Origin of the sequence: Variovorax sp. UC74_104 (assembly GCF_044055375.1) — a bacterium.
Classification (GTDB): Bacteria; Pseudomonadota; Gammaproteobacteria; order Burkholderiales; family Burkholderiaceae_C; genus Variovorax.
Genome location: NZ_CP171978.1, coordinates 1,027,245 through 1,047,956 on the forward strand (window position 1 = coordinate 1,027,245; position 20,712 = coordinate 1,047,956).

Sequence of the window (20,712 nt, forward strand, 5' to 3'; positions counted from 1 at the left end):
CACTCCTCGGCTCAGATCAATGCGTGGGTTCCGGCGATGACGGCGGACTGCAGCTCGTGCAGCCGCTCGCGGTCGTTTCGCGCCTGGAGCAGCGCCAGCACGGAGGCCTTCAGCTCGTCGTGCCGGGGCGAGAGGCCGAACAGGTGCTGGGTGCGGTTCGTGAGCTGGAAGAAGGACTCGACCTTCTTGTCCCAGTTCATGCCCAGCGAGGGAATGCCCAGGCTGTAGGCGACGATGTTCGCGTGCAGCCTGTGGGCGGCGATGCACGAGCAGGCGCTGATCAGCGAGACGAGGTCGTCGGGGCGCTTCGGAACGGCGAACGAGAAGTTCGCCGCCGTGGCGCGCGAGGAAATCTCGGCCAGGACCTTGTTGTCCTCCGCCGCGCCGTTCGTGAAGTACAGCACCCGGGCGCCTTCTGCCTGCAGCGCTTCGGCCAGGCCCGAGAAGAACTCCGCCGAGCCGACGGTGCGCGTGCTGCCGTACTCGGAATTCATCACCAGGGCGTCGAGGCTGCTCACGCAGATGCCCACGTCCCACTTCTTCTCGGGCGCGAGCTCTTCGGAGAAGGCGCTCGCGCAGACCAGCGCCGGATCGGGCACCACGCTGATGCGGCTGCGCGGAATGCGGAAGAAGGCGTGCAGGTTGTTCGCCGAATCCACGTCGCGCGTGGCGTAGAAGACCGGCGCGGCGTTCTGGAGGAACTTGCCCACGAGCAGCTTTCCCCAGAACGACCATCTGGCCGTGACCCCCACGGACACCACCGCCACCTTCTTCCCGCGCAAAAGCCTGCCCAGGAAGAAGAGCTTCGACGGGAAGTTCAGCGCCACGTCGCAGAAGAGCTGGCCGCCACCGACGATGACCAGGTCGGCATCGGCCACCGCGGCCTGCCATTGCCTGCGCCAGCTCAGCAGGTAGTTCTTCAGGCAGTAGGCGAAAACGATTGCGGAACGCAGCAGCGAAGGCAGCTTCTGGAAGATGCCGAAGGCGCCGCCGCCGCGCAGGTTCGATTCGTCGAACGCGACGCGCCCGGCGATGTCGAGGAATTCGACCTTCACGCCCGGGTACTTCATGTCCGCGATGTGGGCCAGCGACGCCGCGATGACGCCGTCACCCAGGTTGTCGCTGAACGGCACCGCGCAGATCAGTATTTTTTTCATCTTTGAATTGGCCTGTTTCCGGAAACCTTGATGGCAATCAGATAAAGCATCACGGAGGTCAGATGCCTGGTGAAACTGCCGAGGTCCGGTTCGAATATCAATTGGACGAGGATGTGAGCGACGAAAAGACTGCCGAAGAAGCGGGGCTCGAATTGCCCCGGGTCGCGCTTCGACCTTCGCCGCGCCTTGTAGAGGATCAGCAGCATCGCGAAGATCATCAATTGCATGAACGCGTCGCTCGGCGTCTGGAAATAGATGACGGGCGTGATCAGCACCGTCGCCGCATAGACGTAATTGGCCAGGAACCCGGGGCCGGTGGCCGGCGACGCAATGTTGGTGAAGGCCGTGCGGTTGTCGCTGCCGATCTGTTCCGCATAGGCATTGGAGGTGTCGCGAGGCGATTGCAGGGTCTGCAAAAGGCTGGAAGGCGCTGCCATGACCGCGCCGGCGGCCAAAATGGCGGCCGCCACGTGGTATTTGAGCGGCCGGCGCCAAAGGTAATGCACGACGAAGAAGGCGCCGACGATCAGCAAATAATAATTGCGGACGAAAATCCCGTAGACGGCGTAAAGAGCCAGAAAAGCCCCGATGGTCAGGAATTTCGAGGTCCGGAAATAGATCGTCGTCACGGTGATGCACATGGTCATGATCAGCACCACCGTCTCCTTCGACGGCGCGAACATGTTCAGCATGATGCAGGGCGCGATCAGCAGCAGCCGGGAAAAGAAGTCGCCGGCCCGGCGGATGTTGTGCGTCGCGAAGAAAAGGAATATCGCGCTGCTGATGCAGGTGAAGACGTCGAGATTGTCCGACCCGATGATGCTGAACAGCGCGGCCGTGACGGCGAACGAATTGTCCATTTCGTCCGTTCCGCCGTAATTCAAGATCTCGAGGATCTTTGCCGAATCGACGCTCCATTTCTCGGGAAGCATTTCCCGGAAATATGCATAGATGATCACGTACACGAACACGATCAGCACTCCGGCAATCGAGTACTGGTTGAAGCGGCGCGTGCCTCTTCTTGTTGTTGTTCGTGCTGTCGCGGCCGGACCTGGAATGGCGTGGCTCATCCGCATGTGGATTCCAATCCGATCATTTGCAAAGCGAAAGAAGGTCTGTCCGGGCTTGCGGCACGGACTCCGTGGAAGACTTGCTCCGGCCGGCGCGGCCGGAGCCGATCACCCGGGACCGGCGAAATTCATCGCGACCCGTGACCGGCTGCAACCACCCAGATGGTCCTGAAGAAGATGTCGACGTCCTTCCCGACGGAAAGCGTTTCGACATACCGCACGTCGAGCGCGACGCGTGCGTTGTAGGTCAGCTGGTTGCGCCCGCTGACCTGCCACAGGCCGGTGATCCCGGGGCGCACCGCGCAGTAGTGCGACCAGCTGTGGCCGTAGAGCTCCTTCTGCTCGAGCATGCAGGGGCGGGGGCCGATCAGGCTCATGTCGCCCGTCAGCACGTTCCAGAATTGCGGCAATTCGTCGAGGCTGGTCTTGCGGATGAATTTGCCGAAACGGGTGATGCGCGGATCGTCGTCCAGCTTCTGGTATTCGTCCCACTGGCGGCGCGCCTCGGGATTGCTTTTCAGATGCTCTTCCAGCACCTGGGCCGAATTGGCGATCATCGAGCGGAATTTATAGAAGCGGAATACCCGCCCGTTCTTTCCGTATCGCGGCTGGTAATAGAGCACCGGCGCGCCCGAACTCGCGAAGACGCAAAGGCCGAGCAGCACGAAAAGCCAGCCGAAGGCGATGAAGAAGAAAAGCGCGGCGCCGATATCCACCGATCTTTTCGCGATCTTCAGCAGCGGGGAATGGTTGATTCCGGATTGCGAGCCGCCGCGGGCCATTCCACCGCTTGCCTCTGAGATGTCCCAGCCTTGCGGTACGAGCGATTCCTCGGGACGGAGATTGCCCATCGGGTTTTTCCATCCGGATTTGAAGCGCGACAAGATTTCCCGTCGAAATGCTTTCATTTTTGACGCACCTTTCCTCATGCGGGCAATTGCCCGCATATCCTCGGTTATGGCCCTGTATTTTTGGCCGACACTACCCGCACAAATGCCTCTTAGTGTCTGCAATGCAGAAACTATTGCGCGGCCAAATGACTCGTTGAAGGCAATACGAATGGACTAATCGTCATTTGTAATGCCTTTTCATGCCGAATACTATTTGAGTATTCAATCGATGCGCCAGGCTGGAACCCACCGCATGATTTTGAATTTAACTCCAATTCAGACGGTCTAAGTGGAATCCCTGTTGGTATTGTATGTGTATTGCAACTGTTTGTAAGCGCCATATTTGTATCCCCCGCTTCCAGCGTGGCGGCGGCTTAGATCAATAGCATTCAGAATTACGCCATTTACCGTTCTGCCGGCATGGGCGAGCCTTCTGACGGTTTCGTTCAATTCGCCAAGCTGGGTCTTCTCGGCCCGCGCCACGAGCAGCAGGGTGCTCGCCAGCGGGGCCACCGAGGCGGTGTCGGCCGCCACCAGGACCGGGGCCGTGTCGATGACCACGAGGTCGTACTGCGGCGAGAGCTTCTCCAGCACGTGCACGAAGGACTCGCTGGTCAGCAGCTCCGCCGGATTCGGCGGCAGCACGCCGGTGGTGATGACGTCCAGGTTCGGCAGCACGGCAGGGCGGATGGCCTGCTTGAAGTCCAGCGTGCCGGCGATCAGTTCCGACAGGCCCGAGGAACGCGGGATCGAGAAGAACTGGCTGACCCGGCCCTTGCGCAGGTCGGCGTCGATCAGCAGCACGCGCTTTCCGGTGGCCGCGGTGATCGCCGCGAAGTTGACCGAGATGAAGGTCTTGCCCACGCCGGGCGTCGCGCCCGAGATGAGCAGGCGGTTGTTGGTCGCCTCCAGCATCGCGAACTGCAGCGCCGTGCGCAGGCTGCGCAGGCTTTCCACCGCCGGGTCTTCCGGCTGCAGGTGCGCCAGCACGTGCTTGCCGGCCAGCTTGTTCTCGATGTTCCTGTCGATGGCGCGCTGCGCCGCGCTCAGCGGCACGCTGCTGTAGACGTTGAGGCCGGTGTGGCTCTCGATCTCGGCCGGGTTGCGGATGCCGCCGAAGAAGGAGCTGCGCGCGATCGCGGCGCCGAAGCCCGCGGCCAGCCCGAGGATCGCCGCCAGCACGATGATCAGCGGTTTCTTGGGCCACACCGGCTCTTCGGGAACGATGGCCTCGTCGAGCAGGCGGACGTTGCCCACCTTGCCTTCCTTGGCCAGCCGCATCTGCAGCGAGCTGTTGAGCAGCGACACGTACAGGTCGGTGTTCACCTTGATGTCGCGCTGCATGCGCACCGTGTTCTGCTGCAGCTCGGGCATCTTGCGGATGCGCGCGTCGACCGTGGCCAGCGCGCTCTTCCACGCGGCGACCTGCGCGTCCAGCGTCTGCACGTTGGGATGCTCGCTGGTGAAGCGCGAGGTGAGCTCGCGCCGCTTCTGTTCGGCCTCGAGCAGCTTGGACTGCAGGTCGACCGTCTGGGTCAGCGCGTTCTTCGCCTCGTCGTCGAGGCTGACGGTGCCGTTCTGGTTGCGGTAGCGGTTGTAGATGTCTTCCGACTGCTCCAGCTGCTTCTTGAACTGCGGCAGCGCGCCGTCGAGGAAGCCCAGCGTCTTCTCGGCCTCGGCCGCCTTGCGCTCCATGTTCTGCCGCACGTAGAGCCGGCCGATCTCGTTGAGCAGCTGCGTCAGCTTCTCGGGGTCGGGGTTCTTCCAGCTCACGTCGAGCACGCCCGACTGCTTGCCCTTCTCCACGACCTTGAGCGCGTCCTGCAGCCCCAGCAGCGTGAGCTGGGTGGACGAGCGCACGAGCACGAACTGCGCGCCTGGCTTGGCCTCGATGCTCGTGACCATCAGGCTCAGGTTGCCGTTGGCAACGCCCGGCACCTTGGCCTCGAGCAGCGTGCCGACGCGGCCCTTCATCGGCGTGTCGATGTCGGGGTTGCTCAGCTCGTACTGGCCGTCGGTGCCGAGGGTCAGCGTGAACTGCTTGTCCTCGAAGTCGGCGGGCACGTCGAACCTGGGCACGAGGATCTTCTCGGTGCCCGTCACGTAGCCGGAAAGCCCCATGAAGCCGGGCTCCGAAAGCTCGGTGGCGCGGCGCGCGAGCCAGCTGCCCACGAAGGGCGCGTAGCGCGGCCGCGCGCTGATGTAGAGCTTGGTGTTCTCCACCGCCTTGCCGAGGATGGCGCGCGAGCGCAGGATCTCGATCTCGCCCGCGGCCGGCGTCTTCACGCTCAGCAGCGAGGAGGCCGCGTCGCCCAGGAAGCTCCCGGCCGAATTGCCGCTGTCCTCCACCTGCACCGCGACGTTGCCCTCGTAGACCGGCTTTCCGAGAAATGCGTACGCCGTGCCCAGCAGCACGGCCACCGCGGCGATGGCCGCGACGAGCCAGCGGTTGTCGATCAGGATGTCCAGGTACTCGGCCAGGTTGATGCCATCGCCATCCTCTTCCATGGCTTGCAGCGGCAGCGCGGCTTGCTGGGGTGCGTTCATGTAGTTTGCTGCTCGGGTTTCGTGATTTTCAGAATGCGGTCGATCCACGCGCGGGCGCCGGCATCGATCAGCGCCAGGGCGTGCTCGAAGGCGGCCTCGTCTTTTCCGTACGGGTCGGGCACGTCGTGGCCGTCGAACTCGGCGATGCGGAACACCTTGCCGCGCACGAAGGGGTAGGTCGACTCCAGGTAGCGGCGCTGCTCGCGGTCCATCACCAGGATCAGGTCGGCCTGCCGGCACAGCAGCTGGCTCACCTGCTGCGCGACGTGGCCCGAGATGTCGATGCCGCGGTCTTGCATGAGCCTGCGCGCGGTGGCGTCCGCCGGCTTGCCGATGAGCGCGCCGGTGCCCGCGGAGAACACGCGCAGCTGCGGCAGCCCCGCGGCCAGCAGGCCTTCCGCCATCGGGCTTCGGCAGATGTTGCCGATGCAGACTGTCAGCACGGATCTCATCGGTGGTTCATGTAGACGCGGTCGCCGATGTCGAGCACCTGCGCCGCGGGAAGGATCAGGCTGGCCACGCGGTTCCAGCTGGCCAGCGGCACCGAGTCGATGTAGACGACGTCGCGCGGCTGCAGCGGAAAGCGGTCGGCCAGTGCGAGCGCTGCGGGGTTCTTCGCGTTGAGGTGGAAGACGGCGGGCGTGTTCCTCGCGCCGGCGTCGCTGCCGCCGTTGTTGCTGCTGTTGCGCACGACGTAGATCTGCCCCGTGTTCGCCGTGCCCAGGTTCGCGCTGCCGGACTCGCCCAGCGCCTCGTTGAGGCTGAGCCTGCCGTTGTGCATGGTCAGCGCCGAGGGCTTGAGCACTTCGCCCATCACGAACACCTTGCTCTCGTCGCGGTTGCGCACCTGCACCACGTCGCCGTTGTGCAGCGGGATGCGGCTGGCGCCGACGCCGATGTCCTGCAGCTTCGGCAGGTCGATGAGCGTGGTCCTGTCGCCGCGCGTGAGCGTGATGAACGAGCGGTCGCCTGCGGCCGTGATGCCGCCGGCGCGGTTGAGCGCCTCGGCCAGCGTCATCGGCACGTCGGTGAAGATCTGCAGCCCCGGCGAGTTCACCTCGCCTTCGACGAAGGCGCGGCGGCTTCTGAAGGACTGGATGCGCACCGTCACCTGCGGGTCCTTGATGTACTTCGCGATGCGCTTTGCGATCAGGTCGGAGGCCTCGATCTCGGTCAGGCCCTGCATCTGCACGCGCCCGATGTACGGAAAGCTGATCTGTCCCGAGGCGTCGACGATGAAGCCGGGCGCCACGCTGATGCCGGTCGGGTCCACCTGCTGGGAGATCACCGCGCCGGCGTGCGGCAGCAGCTCCGGGTGGTCGTAGACGACCACGCCCACCACGTCGCCCGGCCCGATGGTGTAGACCGGCGCCTCGCCGAACAGCGCCTTCACGTCCGGCGGAACGGCAGTGGGCCGGGCGTCGGCCATCGCGCGGATGAGGCTCGGCGAGATCGGCACCAGTCCGCCTTCGGCCGGCGTGCCGTCGGCCGAGAGCGCTGGCGCGGGACTCTGGTCGGGCTCGTAGGCCACCACCGAGCCGAAGCCCGGAGCGCAGCCCTGAAGCGCCAACGCACCGGCCAGGGCGGCAATCCACCCCGTCAGGTACAGGTAGCGGGTCAAATGGAACTCCATTGCGAACTTGGTTATTTCAAAAAAACTGCGATTGCCCATGCAAAGCCCGAGCCTGATTTGGCGTCGATTGCGCCGGTTAATTCTTTTTATTGATGGTGGCTTATTTCGGGCGGTCGACGATTTATCGGAAGGTCGGCGAGAGCGCGAATTGTCGCTGCCTTCGCAAGGCGACTTTTTGGTGGAGTAGACGCAAGTGACGTGTCTATTCGTGCCTCGACCACGCCGGCCGCAGGGTCATGTCCCGGCATGACCGGAACCGGTCTGTTTTCACTCGGGAAATGGGGCGTGGCTTGCCCGTTTTGCAGGCGCTTCCGGCGGCCGGAAATTGCGACCTATTTATTACCCTGCGCAGCCGGGAGATTGTTGTTTTCGATCCACAAAGTCAGGTTGTATAGGGTTTTTGATATTGCGTTCGATTTTGTAAAGAAATGTGTCCCGGTAGGAGGCGGCTGACAAGCCGTGGGTCGGGAGCATCAATGTGCCTGCCGGAGGCAACAAATGGCTTCGGTTGGCAAAGACCGGCCGGAATGCCGCCGGGGCAGGCGGGCAGTACGTTTTTCTAATTAATCCGGCAATTGAGCGCCCCTTGGCGGGGCTGAAAGCACCAACTGCGTGCAATGGTGTTCCATGAGGCCGAGGAATGATTTCGATCTAATTTGGCGGATATTTGGTGCGAATTTCGATTTGCTCGGCCACAGGCAAAACTTTTGTATTGCCTGGCAACGCCATCAATTTCCGCCGCCGGAATATGTTTCATTTTTCGATCGTTGAAACCGGCGCCAACCAGGGCAGGCGCCGAAAAAATCAGAAAAAAGAATTCATGAACGGCAGTGCATTGCCGTTCCGGGCGCGAAATACAGGAGGAATATTGTGCCGAATCGCGGCGAATTGAATGCGAATGTTTCTGTGCCGCGGCGCGAAGCAGGGCCCGTTGCAGGCCCCGCGGTTTATTGCTCGCGGTCGTCGCCGGGGTGGCCGAGCTGGCTCTTGGCCGAGCGCACACCCCGCACCACCAGATAGAGAGCGCCGCCGGCAACCACCACGAAGCCGGCCACCGCGAGGCCGCCCATGCCGAAGGCCCACCACCAGAACAGGCCGCTGATGGGCAGCAACACCAGCGCCACCAACAGCTCGATGAAGATCAAACGCATCCGTCTCCCCTTGTTCTCGGACATGCAGGCAGCCTTGTGGGTGTGTAATAAATCGCTACGTGCATTTTGAGTGGCGAGAGGATAGCCCAAGACGAAAAGCGGGGGTACAGGGTTTGCGGCCCCCCGCAACCCCACCTCCCGGCTGATCAGTCTGCGGGCCGAACCTGTGCGCGGCCTGACTGGCGCCGGCCAACTCCCCGACGCCCGGCGCCCGGCGGCTGGGTCAGTACAGCCCGAGCTGCCGCGTGCGCAGCCGCGCCAGGCCCAGCAGCGCGTCAGTGAACGGGGTGGCCACGGCGGTCCGCTCGCCCAGTTCGCGCACCACCGTCACCAGCGCGTCGAGTTCCACCGAGCGTCCGGCTTCCACGTCCTGCAGCATGGAAGTCTTGAAGGCGCCGAGCTTCTTCGTGATCTCGTGCCGGTCTTCCGGGCTCTGGGTGATCTCGATGCCGATGCGCCGGCCGATCTCCTTGGCCTCCAGCATCACCGCCGAGATGAAGCCGCGCACGTAGTCGTCGCCCATGATCAGGTCGGTGGTGCAGCCGGTGAGCGCGCTGATCGGGTTCACCGTCATGTTGCCCCAGAGCTTGAACCACACGTCCTTCTGGATCTGCGGCGACAGCGTGGTGTCGATGCCGGTGCTCCTGAGCAGCGCCAGCAGCTTCTGCACGCGCGGCGTGGCCTCGCCCGAAGGCTCGCCGATGATCAGCCCGTTGCCGAAGTGGTGCCGCACCACGCCCGGCGCGTCCAGCGAGCAGCTCGCGTGCACCACGCAGCCGACCACGTTGCGCGACGGAATGGCGCGCGCGATGGCGCCGTCGGGGTCCACGGCCGCGAGCCGGTGGCCGGTGATCGGGCCGCCGAAGCCGCCCTCCAGGAACCACCACGGCACGCCGTTCATCGCCACCAGCACGATGGTGTCGGCGCCGATGAGCGGTGCGATGCGCTCGGCCACGCCGGCCAGCGCGGGCGCCTTCACGGCAATGACCACCAGGTCCTGCACGCCGAGCGCCTCGGGGTCGGCCACCGCGTTGACGGGCACGCGCGTGCGCACATCTCCACCCGCGCTGCCGCGCATCAGCGACAGGCCGTCGCGCTGCAATGCCTCGAGCGTGGCGCCGCGCGCCACCACGTTCAGCCGTTCGCCCGCCTGGGCGAGGCCGACGCCTATCCATCCGCCGATCGCGCCGGCGCCGTAGATGCAGATCTTCATGAGCTGGGCCGTTCCGTTTCAGTTGCGGTAGGAGGGATCGATGCGGTCCACCTGCCGCACCAGCGCGTTGAACACGTCCTGCCCGGCGCCGTGCTCGGGGCTGAACTGCAGCGCGTCGCGCGTGCAGCGCCGCGCGATCTCCTCGCTCACCGGAATCGCCTGGCCCATGGAGAAGGTCGCCATCTGGATTTCGCAGGCGCGCTGCAGCGTCCACAAAATCGCGAAGGTCTGCGGCAGCGTCTGCCCCCAGGCCAGCAGGCCGTGGTTGCGCAGGATCACCGCATTGCGGTCGCCGATGCTCTTCAGGAGGCGCGGACCCTCGTCGGCATGGATCGTGATGCCCTCGAAGTCGTGGTACGCCACCATGTCGTGCAGCTGCGCCGTATAGAAATTGGTCTGCTGCAGGCCGCCCTGCAGGCAGGCCACGGCCACGCCGGCCGTGGTGTGCGTGTGCATCACGCAATGCGCGCCCTCCAGCCCGTCGTGGATGGCCGCATGCACCGTGAAGCCGGCCGGGTTCACCGGGTACGACGAACCGTCGAGCACCTTGCCCTGCAGGTCGATCTTCACCAGGTTGCTGGCCGTGACCTCGCCGTAGTGCAGGCCGAAGGGGTTGATGAGGAACTGCTTCTCGCCGCCCGTCACGCTGTCGGGCAGCCGCACCGTGATGTGGTTGTAGATCATCTCCGTCCAGCCCAGCATCGCGAACACGCGATAGCAGGCCGCGAGCTGTTCGCGCGCGGCGCGCTCGTCCGGATGGATCGAGGGATGGACCAGCGCTGTCGTGGAAGACGGCGCGGTGGTGGCGAGTGCGTTCATGGCAGTTCTTTCTATCTGGATGACTTGCCTACCGCGCCGGCCGGCGCCCTTCGCGGGGATCCGGCTACACGAAGCGGGCAAGAAACGGGGTGGTCTAGCCCTCTGCGGTGAAGCCGACCTCTTTCACGATCGGCGCCCACTTGGCGGTGTCCTTCTTCAGCAGTTCCGTCAGCTCGGCCGGGGTGGAAGACATCGCCTCCAGCCCGAAGGTGCCGAGGCCGTCGATCACGTCCTTCTGCGCGAGCGCGTTCTTCATCGAGGCGTTCAGCTTCGCCACCAGCTCGGGCGAGGCCTTGGCCGGCAGGAAGAAGGCGAACCATTCGCTGTGCGCCATGTCCTTCAGGCCCTGTTCGCCGAAGGTGGGCACGTCCGGCGCGAAGCGGCTGCGCTTGGCGCCCGAAACGCCCAGGATGCGCACCTTGCCCGTCGGCAAATGCTGCGTGATGTCGCCGATGGGGCCCGACACCGCCGAGATGTTGCCCCCCAGCAGGTCGAGCATGGCCGGCTGCGTGCCGCGGTAGGCCGCGTGCTTGAGCTCGACCTCGCCCTTCTTGCCCAGCAGCGCACCGATGAAGTGCGGCGTGGAGCCGGCGGCCGGCGAGCCGTAGTTGGCGCCGGCCGGGTTGGCCTTGGCCCAGGCCAGGAACTCGGGCACGGTCTTCACGCTGGCCGGCACCGCCGGGCCCACGGCAAAGCCGAAGTCGAAGATGCAGGCCAGGCTGACCGGCGTGATGTCGGTCATCGGGTCGTACGGCAGCTTCTTGTAGATGTGCGGGTAGATCGTGAGGATCGAGGTCGGCGTCTGCAGGATGGTGCTGCCGTCGGCCGGCTTGCTCTTCACGTAGCCCACGGCGATCTGGCCGCCCGCGCCGGTGCGGTTCTCCACCACCACGGTCTTCGCGTAGTCCCCGCCGAGCTTGGTCGCCAGGCGGCGGCAGGTGGTGTCGGAGGTGCCGCCGGCCGCGAAGCCGGTGACGATGGTGGCGGTCTCGATGTTCGTCGTCGCCTGCGCGAAGACGTTCTGGCCCAGGCTGGCCATCAAGGCGGATGCGCTGGTGGTCTGAAGGATCTGGCGGCGCGTGAAGGTCATGGTGTCTCTCTCCGGGTGGTGGTTGTGGAGGGTCGATCAGGACTCGTCGCGCAGCCAGGTGACCGCGCCCGAGTGGGTCACGGCGCCCTGGTGGGCAGGGCGCACGGTGAGCGCGTATTTTTCCAGCAGGCCGCCGCGCGCGACCCCCGCGTTTACCTCACGTCCGGCAAGGCGCGACGCGATTTCCCCGGCCGTCAGGTCCACCGTGATCGAGCGCGCTTCCGCCCGCGCGTCGATCGACACCATGTCGCCGTCGCGCAGCGCCGCGATCGGCCCGCCGTCCGCCGCCTCGGGGCCGGCGTAGCCGATGCACAGGCCGCGCGTCGCGCCCGAGAAGCGCCCGTCGGTCAAGAGCGCCACCTTGTCGCCCATGCCCTGGCCGTAGAGCAGGGCGGTGATGCCCAGCATCTCGCGCATGCCCGGGCTGCCCTTGGGGCCCTCGTTGCGGATCACGATCACGTCGCCCGCCTCGTAGCGGCGGTTCTGCACGGCGGCCTGGGCTTCTTCCTCGGACTCGAAGACGCGGGCCGGGCCGCGAAACACCAGGCCCTTGAGACCCGCCGTCTTCAGCAGCGCGCCGTCGGGGCACAGGTTGCCCTTGAGCACCGCCAGCCCGCCGTCGCGCGTGATCGGGTTGCCCGCCTCGCGCACCACGCGGCCGTCGGGCGCCAGCGCGCCGGCCAGCTCTTCGGCCATGGTGCGGCCGGTGAAGGTGAGCGCGTCGCCGTGCAGGAAGCCCTGCTCCAACAGCGTGCGCAGGATCACGCCCGCGCCGCCGATGTAGAACACGTCGCGCGCCAGGTACTTGCCGCCCGGGCGCAGGTCGGCAATGAGCGGGGTGCGGGCGAAGATTTCGGCCACGTCGTCGAGGTGGAACCTGATGCCCGCCTCGTGCGCGATGGCCGGCAGGTGCAGCGCTGCGTTGGTCGAGCCGCCGGTGGCCGAGACGATGGCGCAGGCGTTCTCCAGCGCCTTGCGCGTGACGATGTCGCGCGGCAGCGGCCCGTCGCCCATGACTGCCTTCATCAGCTGCTTCGCGGCTCGGCGCATCAGCGGCGCGCGTTCGCTGAACACGGCCGGCACCATGCTGGAGCCGATGGGCGCCAGGCCCAGCGCTTCCGACACCATGCCCATGGTGTTGGCCGTGAACTGCCCCGCGCAGGCGCCGGCCGTGGGCAGGCAGGCGCGGCTCATCGCGTCGAGCTCGTCGTGCGTGGCGGTGCCGGCCAGCACCTTGCCGATGGTCTCGTAGGTGTCGACCACGTTGAGGTCCTGCCCGTCCGGTCCCGGCATCTGGCCCGGCAGCGCCGAGCCGCCGTGCACGAACACGCTGGGCACGTTGCAGCGGAGCATGCCCATCATCAGCCCCGGCAGGTTCTTGTCGCAGGCGCCGATGGCGAAGATGCCGTCCCACTGGTGGCCGCGCGTGGAGGCTTCCACGCTGTCGGCGATGAGTTCGCGCGAGATCAGCGAGAAGCGCATGCCCGAGTGCGCCATCGTCAGCCCGTCGCTGATCGACACCACCGGGCACTCGTGCGGCGTGCCGCCGCCGGCGTAGATGCCGGTCTTGGCGTGCTGCGCCTGCTCGCGCAGGTTGAGGTTGCACGGGCTCATCTCGCCGCCCGTGTGGAACACGCCGACGTGCGGTCGCGCGATGTCCTCGTCGTCCTGGCCCAGCGCGTGAAGAAAGCTGCGCGTGGTCGCACGGATCGTGCCCTCGCGGATGGTGGCGGAGCGGAAGCGCTTGGGCGTAGGGTCGGTCGGCGTGGTCATCGGACTGGCTGGGGGTTGGCTGGCTTGATCTAGGGAAGTCAGAACATGCCGTTCTTGTTCGCGGCGGTCTCGGGCACGGGCTGCACCACGTCCCAGTGCTCGACGATCTTTCCGTTCTCCAGCTTGAAGATGTCGACGATGGCGCTGCCGCGCGTGCCCGGCTCGCGGATCGCGTTGACGTGCAGGATCACGTAGTCGCCGTCGACGAAGCTGCGCTTGATCTCGCTCCTGGAGTTCGGGAATTTCTCGCGCAGGAAGGCGATGAACTTGCGAAAGCCCTCGGGACCGTCGGCCGCCGTCGGGTTGTGCTGCACGTAGCGGTTGCCCACGTACTGCAGGGCGGCGTCGGCGTCCTTCTGGTTCAGGCCCTTCTCGTAGAAGGCGAGCACCGCGCGGCGGTTGGCCTCCTGCTGGGCGCTGGCGTCCTGCCTGCCGGAGCCCATCGGCGCGCAGGCGGCAAGGAACAGGGTGGCTGCTGCGGCCAGGGCCGCCAGGGTCATGCGTTGCATCGAGGTGCTCCGTTGGTGTGAAGTGAATCAATAGCCGTTGGCCGAGGGCGTGCCCGGCGCCGCCTTGTACCTGGCCAGCAGCTGCTTCGCCGCCGCCGCCAGCACGATGGTGTCCACGCCCACCGCCACGAACAGCGCGCCGGCCGCGAGCCACTTGCGCGCCTGCTCTTCGGTGGTCGAGAGGATGCCCGGCGCCTTGCCGGCCTTGAGGATGCGCGCGATCGCATCGGCGATCACCGCCTGCACCTCCGGGTGGTTGGGCTGGCCCACGAAGCCCATCGAGGCCGACAGGTCGGCCGGGCCGATGAACACGCCGTCCACGCCCGGCGTGGCCGCGATGGCGTCGAGGTTCTTCATCGCCTCCACCGTCTCGGCCTGCACCAGCAGGCAGGTCTGCGCGTTGGCCTCGTGCAGGTAGTTGGGATAGGCCTGCCAGCGCGAGGCACGCGCCAGCGCGCTGCCCATGCCACGGATGCCCTCGGGCGGGTAGCGCATGCCCTGCACCAGGCGCGCGGCCTGCTCGGCCGTGTCGACCATGGGCACCAGCAGCGTCTGCGCGCCGATGTCGAGGTACTGCTTGATCAGCGTGGTGTCGCCCACCGGAATGCGCACGATGGGGTGCGAGCGGTCGGCCTCGGCCTGCGCCGACCATGCGCTGGAAATGCCCTGCAGCTGCGCGAGCACCGATCGCACGTCGTTGGGCGCGTGCTCGCCGTCGACCAGCAGCCAGTCGTAGCCGGTGCCGGCCAGGATCTCCGCCGCGTAGCCGTCGGCCAGCCCGACCCAAAGGCCGATCTGGGGCTTGCCGGCCGCGAGGGCCTGCTTGAAGGTGTTGATGGGTGTGTGCATGGTGTTGTTCGTTCAGACTAGACGAAAAGAGATGGAGCCCAGAGGTCCGTAGTCGGCGTGGAAAGTGTCGCCGGGCACGGCCGTCGTGGGCCGCGTGAAGGAGCCGCCCAGCACCACTTCGCCGGCCTCCAGGCATTCGTCCCACGGCGCGAGCTTGTTCGCGAGCCAGGCCACGCCGTTGGCCGGGTGGTTGAGCACGGCGGCGGCCACGCCCGATTCCTCGATCACGCCGTTCTTGAACAGCAGCGCGCTCACCCAGCGCAGGTCCACCGCGTCGGGCTTCACCGGCCGCCCGCCCATCACGATGCCGGCGTTGGCCGCGTTGTCGGAGATGGTGTCGAACACCTTGCGCGGCGCCTTGGTGTGGCGGTCGAACTGCTCGATGCGCGCGTCGATGATCTCGATGGCGGGCACCACGTAGTCGGTGGCGGCCAGCACGTCGAACATCGTCACGTCCGGGCCCTGCAGCTTCCTGCCGAGGACGAACGCCAGCTCCACCTCGATGCGCGGCGCGATGAAGCGCTTGAACGGGATGTCGCCGCCCTGCTCGAAGAACATGTCGTCCAGCAGCGTGCCGTAGTCCGGCTCGTCGATCTGGCTGGACTGCTGCATCGCGCGCGAGGTCAGGCCGATCTTGTGGCCCTTGACGGTGCGGCCCTCGGCGATCTTGGTCTTCACCCACTCGCGCGAGATGGCGTAGCCGTCGTCGATGGTCATCTCGGGAAAGCGCTTGGAGAAGTGCTCGACCTGCACGCGCGACTTCTCGCTTTCGTGCAGCTCGGCGGCCAGTTGGGCGATGGTGGCTTGGGACAGCATGGGGGACGCTCTCTTCTTCTTGTCGTTCAGGTCTTGTTGAACAGGGGATGCAGGTTGCTGTGCTTGCCGTCGTACACCTGCCCCGGGCTCTCGTCGATCTGCAGCGTGATGCCGATGTGGCGCTTGTCGAAGATCGGCGCGAAGTGCGTGCGCACGGCCGCCAGCAGGTCGTCGCCGGCCTTCTTCTTCACCGCCTCGGAGCGGCCCGCGGCCATGCGCAGGTTGAGGTACACGAAGGCGTAGTCGGCCTTGCCGTCGGCCACGGCGTAGTGCGCAGCGGGGTAGGCCAGCACGCGCGTGCCGCCGGTGGGGTACACCGGCTTGCCGGCCTCGTCGCGCTGCTCCAGCATGGTGTCGGCCAGCGTGCGGCACAGGGCCTGCATGCCGGTCTCGGCCTCGATGTTCGGCGTGTAGAGGATCACCAGGTGGGGCATCGTCGCTTCCTTGCGTTCATTCGACCGACATCGTCGCGGCCGTGCAGGTCACCGCGAAGATCGGGATCGCCTTCATGTGGAAGATCTCGCCCTTGCCTCGCGCGGCGGCCGCCACGCTGATGAAGGTGCGGATCTCGAAGCCGCCCTGGCCCGCCTCGCGGTAGGTGGCCTCGTCGCTGTAGTCGTCCTGCGAAAGCAGCGCCTCGCGGTCGTTGGCGCACCAGCGGCGCATGAACTCGGCGTCCCATTCGGCGTTGACCTTGCCCGAGTCGGGCGTGGCCGGCCAGTGCGAGATGCCGCCCGTGCCCACCAGCGCGATGCGCTCGGGCACCTTGTCGCAGGCGCGGCGCAGGGCCTCGCCGAAGGCCCATGCGCGGTGCAGCGGCGTGAGCGGCGGACCCTGGCAGTTGATGTTCACGGGAATGATCTTGGTGTCGAACTTCGGCGTGAGGAAGTTCAGCGGCACCATGATGCCGTGGTCGAACTTCCACTCCTCCGCGTAGGCCACGTCCACAGTCTGCATCACCTCGCGGATCAGCCGCTGCGACAGCGCGGCGTCGCCGGGGATGCGGTGCTTCTCGATGCCCAGCCACTTCGGGTCTTCGATCGGGCCCTCGTAGCTGTTGGCCATGCCGATCGCGTAGGCCGGCATGTTGTTCATGAAGAAGTTCGCGAAGTGCTCGGCGGCGATCACGATCACCGCGTCGGGCTTCGTCGCGCGCATCGCCTCGCCGAAGCGATGGAACTGCGCGTGGAACTCGTCCTTCACCGCCGGGTCGGCAAGATGCGCGCGGCCGGTGATGCCGGGGGCGTGACTGCACACGCCTGCGAATACGAGGCTCATATCGATGCCCGCCCGGCCGCCCGAAGGGCATCGAGCGCCCCCTCGGGGGGCAGCGAACCACACGAAGTGGGGAGCGTGGGGGTCTTCATATTCCTGCCACCTTTTCGTCCGTGCCCGTTGTCATTGCGTAGATGCCCGCGCGCACCGGGCCGTACTTGCGCACGCCCTCGCGCATGGCCTCGAGGTAGTCGGCCCACGGAATGCCCAGCAGCGGTGCGAAGTGCATCAGCAGCTGACCGTTGCATCCGAGCACGTAGAGCTTGCCGATGTCGCCGGTGTCGATGGCCTCGCGCTCCTCTTCGGTGAAGTCGTAGGCGCCCAGCAGCGCCGCGCGCGCCTCGCCGCCTTCGGCGTAGCGGCGCTGCACCTCCGGCTCGCGGTTGAGCGCGAAGAGGAATTTCTGCATCGTATAGAGGCTCATGGTTCAGCCCTCGATCTGGATGTTGGCCTTGCGGATCACCTCGGCGTACTTCGCGATCTCGCTCTGGATGAAGGCCGCGAAGCGCTCCGGCGTGCCCGACAGCGACGCGATGCCACCCTTCTGGAAGGCATCGGTCACGGCAGGGCCCGCGAGCGCGCGGTTCACCTCGGCGTTCATGCGCTGCACGACGGCGTCGGGCGTGCCGGCGGGCGCCAGCAGGCCGTTCCAGGAATTGGACTCGATGGCCACGCCCTGTTCGGCCAGTGTGGGTATGGCCGGCGCGTACTGCGAGCGCTGCGCGGTCGCCATGCCCAGCGCCACCAGCTTGCCGCTCTGGATGTGGCCGCGAAACTCCGGCCAGTTGCCGAACATCATCGTCACCTGTCCGCCGAGCAGATCGGTGAGCGCCGGACCCTGGCCCTTGTAGGGCACGTGCACGATGTCCAGGCCCATCTGCAGCCTGAGCATCTCACCCGAGAGATGGGCCGAGGTGCCGTTGCCGAAGGAAGCGAAGCTCAGCGTGCCGGGCTTCGCCTTGGCGGCGTTGCGCAGGTCGGCCAGCGTCTTCAGGCCGCTGCCCGGATGCGTGGCCAGTACGTGCTCCGACATGCCCATGAGCGCGACCGGGCGCAGGTCTTTCTGCGTGTCGTAGGGCAGCTTGCGGATCAGCGTCTGGTTGGCCGTGAAGCTGTTGGCCACGCAGACGAAGGTGTAGCCGTCGGGCGCGGCCTTGGCTGCGGCATCGACGCCGATCACCGTGCCCGCGCCGGGCTTGTTGTCGACGATCACCGGCTGGCCCAGCGTCTTCGACAGCTCCGTGCCGACGAGGCGCGCGACGAAGTCAGTGGTGCCGCCGGGGGTGAAGGGCACGATCACGCGGATCGGCTTGGCGGGCCATGTGCCCTGCGCGCGTGCGAGCGAGGGCAGGGCCGCCAATGCGGCCGCGCCCTGCAGCAGCGTGCGGCGCCGGGAGTTCACGCCACGCCCCAGTGCGGAATGTGATGCGAGCCCAGTGACACCGCCACGTTCTTCGGCTCGCAGAACACCTCGTAGCTCCAGGTGCCGCCTTCGCGGCCGGTGCCCGAGGCCTTGGTTCCGCCGAAGGGCTGGCGCAGGTCTCGCACGTTCTGGCTGTTGACGAAGCACATGCCGGCTTCCACCGCGGCGGCCACGCGGTGGGCCTTGCCGATGTTCTCGGTCCACACGTAGCTCGAAGAGGCCGTACTGGATGTCGTTGGCCAGCTCGATGGCGTGCGCTTCGTCCTTGAACGGAATCAGGCAGGCCACCGGCCCGAAGATCTCGTCCTGCGCGATCTTCATGCGGTTGTCCACGTCGGCGAACACGGTGGGCACGACGTAGTTGCCCTTCTTCACGCGGTCCGGCAGGTTCGACGGCGCCTCCAGCCCGCCGCACAGCAGCGTCGCGCCTTCCTTCGGGCCCAGCTCGATGTAGCTGCGCACCTTGGCCAGGTGGGCCTGGGAAATCATCGGGCCGACGATGATCTTCTCGTCCAGCGGATCGCCCACCGTGATGCGCTTCGCGCGCTCGGCGAACCTGGCCGCGAAGTCGGCGTAGATCGACTGCTGCACCAGGATGCGCGAGCCGGCCGTGCAGCGCTCGCCGTTGTTGCTGAAGATCATGAACACGGCCGCGTCGAGCGCGCGGTCGAGGTCGGCGTCCTCGAAGATCACGAAGGGGCTCTTGCCGCCGAGTTCCATGCTGAACTTCTTCAGGCCCGCGCTCTTCACGATGCGGTTGCCGGTGGCGGTGGAGCCGGTGAACGAGATGGCGCGCACGTCGGGGTGCGCCACCAGCGGCTCGCCGGCTTCCTTGCCATAGCCGTGCACCAGGTTCAGCACGCCTGGCGGAATGCCGGCTTCCAGCGCCAGTTCACCGAGGCGCGCGGCCGTCAGCGGCGAGAGCTCGCTCATCTTCAATACGGCGGTGTTGCCGAAGGCCAGGCAGGGCGCGACCTTCCAGGTGGCCGTCATGAAGGGCACGTTCCACGGGCTGATGAGCGCGCACACGCCCACCGGATGGAACAGCGTGTAGTTCAGGTGCGTGGGCGTGGGGTAGGTGTGGCCGTCCACACGCGTGCACATCTCGGCGAAGTAGTAGAAGTTGTCGGCCGCGCGCGGCACCAGCTGCTTGCCCGTCTGCGCGATGACCTGGCCGCAGTCGTTGGTCTCGGTCTGCGCGATCTCCGGCACGTTCTTCGCAATGAGGTCGCCTAGCTTGCGGATGAGCTTCGCGCGCTCGGGCGCGGGCATGCCGGCCCACTTGGGAAAGGCTTCCTTCGCGGCGGCCACCGCGGCGTTGACCTCGGCTTCGCCGCCCGAGGCGACTTCTGCCAGCACTTCCTGCGTGGCGGGGTTGACGGTCTCGAAGTAGTCCGAGCCCTTGACGGACTTGCCGCCGATGAGATGGTCGATCTGTTGCATGGGGAAAGGTCCGGTTCACTCAGTCCAGTTTGATGTCGCGCGCCTTGATGAGCGTGTGCCATTTCTTGCGCTCCGAGTCGGCGTAGCGCGTCATTTCGGTGGCGTCGGCGGGGCGTGCCTCCCAGCCGGCGTCGTAGAGCTTCTGTTTCACGCCGGCGTCGGCCATGGCCTTCTGCAGCTCGCTGCCCAGCTTCGCCTGCACTTCCTTCGGCGTGGCCGCGGGCGTGACGAGGCCCTGCCATGTGTAGGCCTCGACGTTGGCGAAGCCGAGCTCCTTGGCGGTGGGCACGTTGGGCAGTTGTGGCACGCGCTCGCCCGACATGGCCAGCAGCGGGATCACCTTGCCGGCCCTGATCGCGCTCACGCCGCTGGGCAGGTCGAGCATCATCAGCGCGACTTGGCCGCCCATCAGGTCCTGCAGGGCAGGGGCGCCGCCCTTGTAGGGCACGTGCAGCATCGATACGCCGGCCTCGCGCTGGAACAGTTCGTAGGCGAGGTGGTGCGGGCTGCCGGTGCCCGGCGTCGCGATGCTGTACTTGCCGGGCGAGGCCTTGAGCGCGGCCAGCAGCGCCTTCGCATCGGCGATGCCCGCGTTGGGCGCGGCGGTGATGATGAGCGGCGAGCGGCCCATCATGCCGACGAGCGCGAAGTCTTTCTCCGCGTCGTAGGGCAGCTTCTTGTAGAGCGCGGGGTTGTAGACCAGCACGCCGTTGTCGGCGGAGAACACGGTGTAGCCGTCGCCCGGCGAGCGCGCCACGTTCTCCGACGCGATGATCGCGCCCGCGCCGGGGCGGTTGTCCACCAGCACCGGCTGGCCCAGCTGCTGCGAGACCTGCGCGCCCACGGTGCGCGCGAGGAAGTCGGTGCCGCCGCCGGCCGGGTAGCCGACCACCCAGCGCACGGGCTTGGCGGGGTAGGCGGTCTGCGCGAGGGCCGTGGCCGAGACGGCCAGCGCCAGAGCGGCCGCGGTGAACTGGAGGAGCTTTCTGCCGGTGATCATGTCGTGTTGTCTCCGCTGATCTGGTTATGGATATGGCAAGGAAAAAGTGCGCTG

The 20,712-nt window shown here is 66.4% G+C and carries 20 protein-coding genes and 1 pseudogene; 1 reads left to right on the forward strand and 20 read right to left on the reverse strand.

The window, feature by feature from the left end:
- Positions 1-11: 11 nt before the first annotated feature.
- The 6 genes from ACHMXA_RS04950 to ACHMXA_RS04975 form a co-directional block, all read right to left on the reverse strand.
- A complete protein-coding gene (locus ACHMXA_RS04950; RefSeq protein ID WP_395318969.1) occupies positions 12-1,157 on the reverse strand; it encodes a polysaccharide pyruvyl transferase family protein in 1,146 nt (381 codons plus the stop codon).
- A complete protein-coding gene (locus ACHMXA_RS04955) occupies positions 1,154-2,227 on the reverse strand; it encodes a hypothetical protein (protein WP_395318971.1) in 1,074 nt (357 codons plus the stop codon). Before ACHMXA_RS04955 ends, ACHMXA_RS04950 begins: the two co-directional genes overlap by 4 nt.
- A 128-nt stretch (positions 2,228-2,355) precedes the next feature.
- Positions 2,356-3,135, reverse strand: coding sequence for a sugar transferase (locus ACHMXA_RS04960; RefSeq protein ID WP_395318973.1), 780 nt, complete (start codon positions 3,133-3,135; stop codon positions 2,356-2,358).
- 267 nt (positions 3,136-3,402) lie between these two features.
- The gene (locus tag ACHMXA_RS04965; RefSeq protein ID WP_395318975.1) at positions 3,403-5,664 is read right to left on the reverse strand and encodes a polysaccharide biosynthesis tyrosine autokinase; all 2,262 of its coding nucleotides are present in this window, start codon (positions 5,662-5,664) and stop codon (positions 3,403-3,405) included.
- Entirely contained in the window at positions 5,661-6,116 is a 456-nt protein-coding gene (locus ACHMXA_RS04970) for a low molecular weight protein-tyrosine-phosphatase (RefSeq protein ID WP_176665712.1), read from the reverse strand. Before ACHMXA_RS04970 ends, ACHMXA_RS04965 begins: the two co-directional genes overlap by 4 nt.
- Positions 6,113-7,297, reverse strand: a complete 1,185-nt coding sequence (locus ACHMXA_RS04975) for a polysaccharide biosynthesis/export family protein (protein ID WP_395318977.1) — start codon at positions 7,295-7,297, stop codon at positions 6,113-6,115. Before ACHMXA_RS04975 ends, ACHMXA_RS04970 begins: the two co-directional genes overlap by 4 nt.
- Before the next feature lie 670 nt (positions 7,298-7,967).
- On the opposite strand from ACHMXA_RS04975, the gene ACHMXA_RS04980 reads away from it, so the two are divergent.
- Positions 7,968-8,189 (forward strand): hypothetical protein, encoded by a 222-nt coding sequence (locus ACHMXA_RS04980; RefSeq protein WP_395318979.1) that lies wholly within the window; start codon positions 7,968-7,970, stop codon positions 8,187-8,189.
- A 55-nt stretch (positions 8,190-8,244) separates the two neighbouring features.
- Here the strand turns inward: ACHMXA_RS04980 and ACHMXA_RS04985 are convergent, their stop codons facing one another.
- From ACHMXA_RS04985 to ACHMXA_RS05050, 14 genes and pseudogenes are all read right to left on the reverse strand, one after another.
- Positions 8,245-8,472 (reverse strand): hypothetical protein, encoded by a 228-nt coding sequence (locus tag ACHMXA_RS04985; protein ID WP_395318981.1) that lies wholly within the window; start codon positions 8,470-8,472, stop codon positions 8,245-8,247.
- Positions 8,473-8,671: 199 nt separating this feature from the next.
- Positions 8,672-9,661, reverse strand: coding sequence for a 2-dehydropantoate 2-reductase (locus ACHMXA_RS04990; RefSeq protein WP_395318983.1), 990 nt, complete (start codon positions 9,659-9,661; stop codon positions 8,672-8,674).
- An 18-nt stretch (positions 9,662-9,679) separates the two neighbouring features.
- Positions 9,680-10,480 (reverse strand): class II aldolase/adducin family protein, encoded by an 801-nt coding sequence (locus tag ACHMXA_RS04995; protein ID WP_395318985.1) that lies wholly within the window; start codon positions 10,478-10,480, stop codon positions 9,680-9,682.
- A gap of 94 nt (positions 10,481-10,574) precedes the next feature.
- Positions 10,575-11,570, reverse strand: a complete 996-nt coding sequence (locus tag ACHMXA_RS05000; RefSeq protein WP_395318987.1) for a Bug family tripartite tricarboxylate transporter substrate binding protein — start codon at positions 11,568-11,570, stop codon at positions 10,575-10,577.
- 36 nt (positions 11,571-11,606) lie between these two features.
- Complete coding sequence (gene ilvD / locus ACHMXA_RS05005) at positions 11,607-13,343, reverse strand: dihydroxy-acid dehydratase (RefSeq protein ID WP_395318989.1); 1,737 nt, start codon at positions 13,341-13,343, stop codon at positions 11,607-11,609.
- 38 nt (positions 13,344-13,381) lie between these two features.
- Complete coding sequence (locus tag ACHMXA_RS05010; RefSeq protein ID WP_176665719.1) at positions 13,382-13,852, reverse strand: ester cyclase; 471 nt, start codon at positions 13,850-13,852, stop codon at positions 13,382-13,384.
- A 27-nt stretch (positions 13,853-13,879) separates the two neighbouring features.
- Positions 13,880-14,701, reverse strand: a complete 822-nt coding sequence (hpaI, locus tag ACHMXA_RS05015) for a 4-hydroxy-2-oxoheptanedioate aldolase (protein ID WP_176665720.1) — start codon at positions 14,699-14,701, stop codon at positions 13,880-13,882.
- Between the two features lie 12 nt (positions 14,702-14,713).
- The gene (gene hpaH, locus ACHMXA_RS05020) at positions 14,714-15,517 is read right to left on the reverse strand and encodes a 2-oxo-hept-4-ene-1,7-dioate hydratase (protein WP_176665721.1); all 804 of its coding nucleotides are present in this window, start codon (positions 15,515-15,517) and stop codon (positions 14,714-14,716) included.
- A gap of 26 nt (positions 15,518-15,543) precedes the next feature.
- The gene (locus tag ACHMXA_RS05025; protein WP_395318992.1) at positions 15,544-15,951 is read right to left on the reverse strand and encodes a 5-carboxymethyl-2-hydroxymuconate Delta-isomerase; all 408 of its coding nucleotides are present in this window, start codon (positions 15,949-15,951) and stop codon (positions 15,544-15,546) included.
- 16 nt (positions 15,952-15,967) lie between these two features.
- The gene (locus ACHMXA_RS05030; protein ID WP_395318994.1) at positions 15,968-16,795 is read right to left on the reverse strand and encodes an extradiol ring-cleavage dioxygenase; all 828 of its coding nucleotides are present in this window, start codon (positions 16,793-16,795) and stop codon (positions 15,968-15,970) included.
- Positions 16,796-16,880: 85 nt separating this feature from the next.
- Positions 16,881-17,216, reverse strand: a complete 336-nt coding sequence (locus ACHMXA_RS05035; RefSeq protein WP_395318996.1) for an aromatic ring-opening dioxygenase subunit LigA — start codon at positions 17,214-17,216, stop codon at positions 16,881-16,883.
- Between the two features lie 3 nt (positions 17,217-17,219).
- Positions 17,220-18,194 carry a tripartite tricarboxylate transporter substrate binding protein gene (locus tag ACHMXA_RS05040; protein WP_395318998.1) on the reverse strand — a complete coding sequence of 325 codons (975 nt, stop codon included), beginning with the start codon at positions 18,192-18,194 and terminating at the stop codon, positions 17,220-17,222.
- Positions 18,191-19,658 (reverse strand): annotated as a pseudogene (hpaE, locus tag ACHMXA_RS05045) (5-carboxymethyl-2-hydroxymuconate semialdehyde dehydrogenase). Before hpaE ends, ACHMXA_RS05040 begins: the two are co-directional and overlap by 4 nt.
- A gap of 19 nt (positions 19,659-19,677) precedes the next feature.
- Complete coding sequence (locus ACHMXA_RS05050) at positions 19,678-20,658, reverse strand: Bug family tripartite tricarboxylate transporter substrate binding protein (protein WP_395319000.1); 981 nt, start codon at positions 20,656-20,658, stop codon at positions 19,678-19,680.
- Positions 20,659-20,712: the final 54 nt, after the last annotated feature.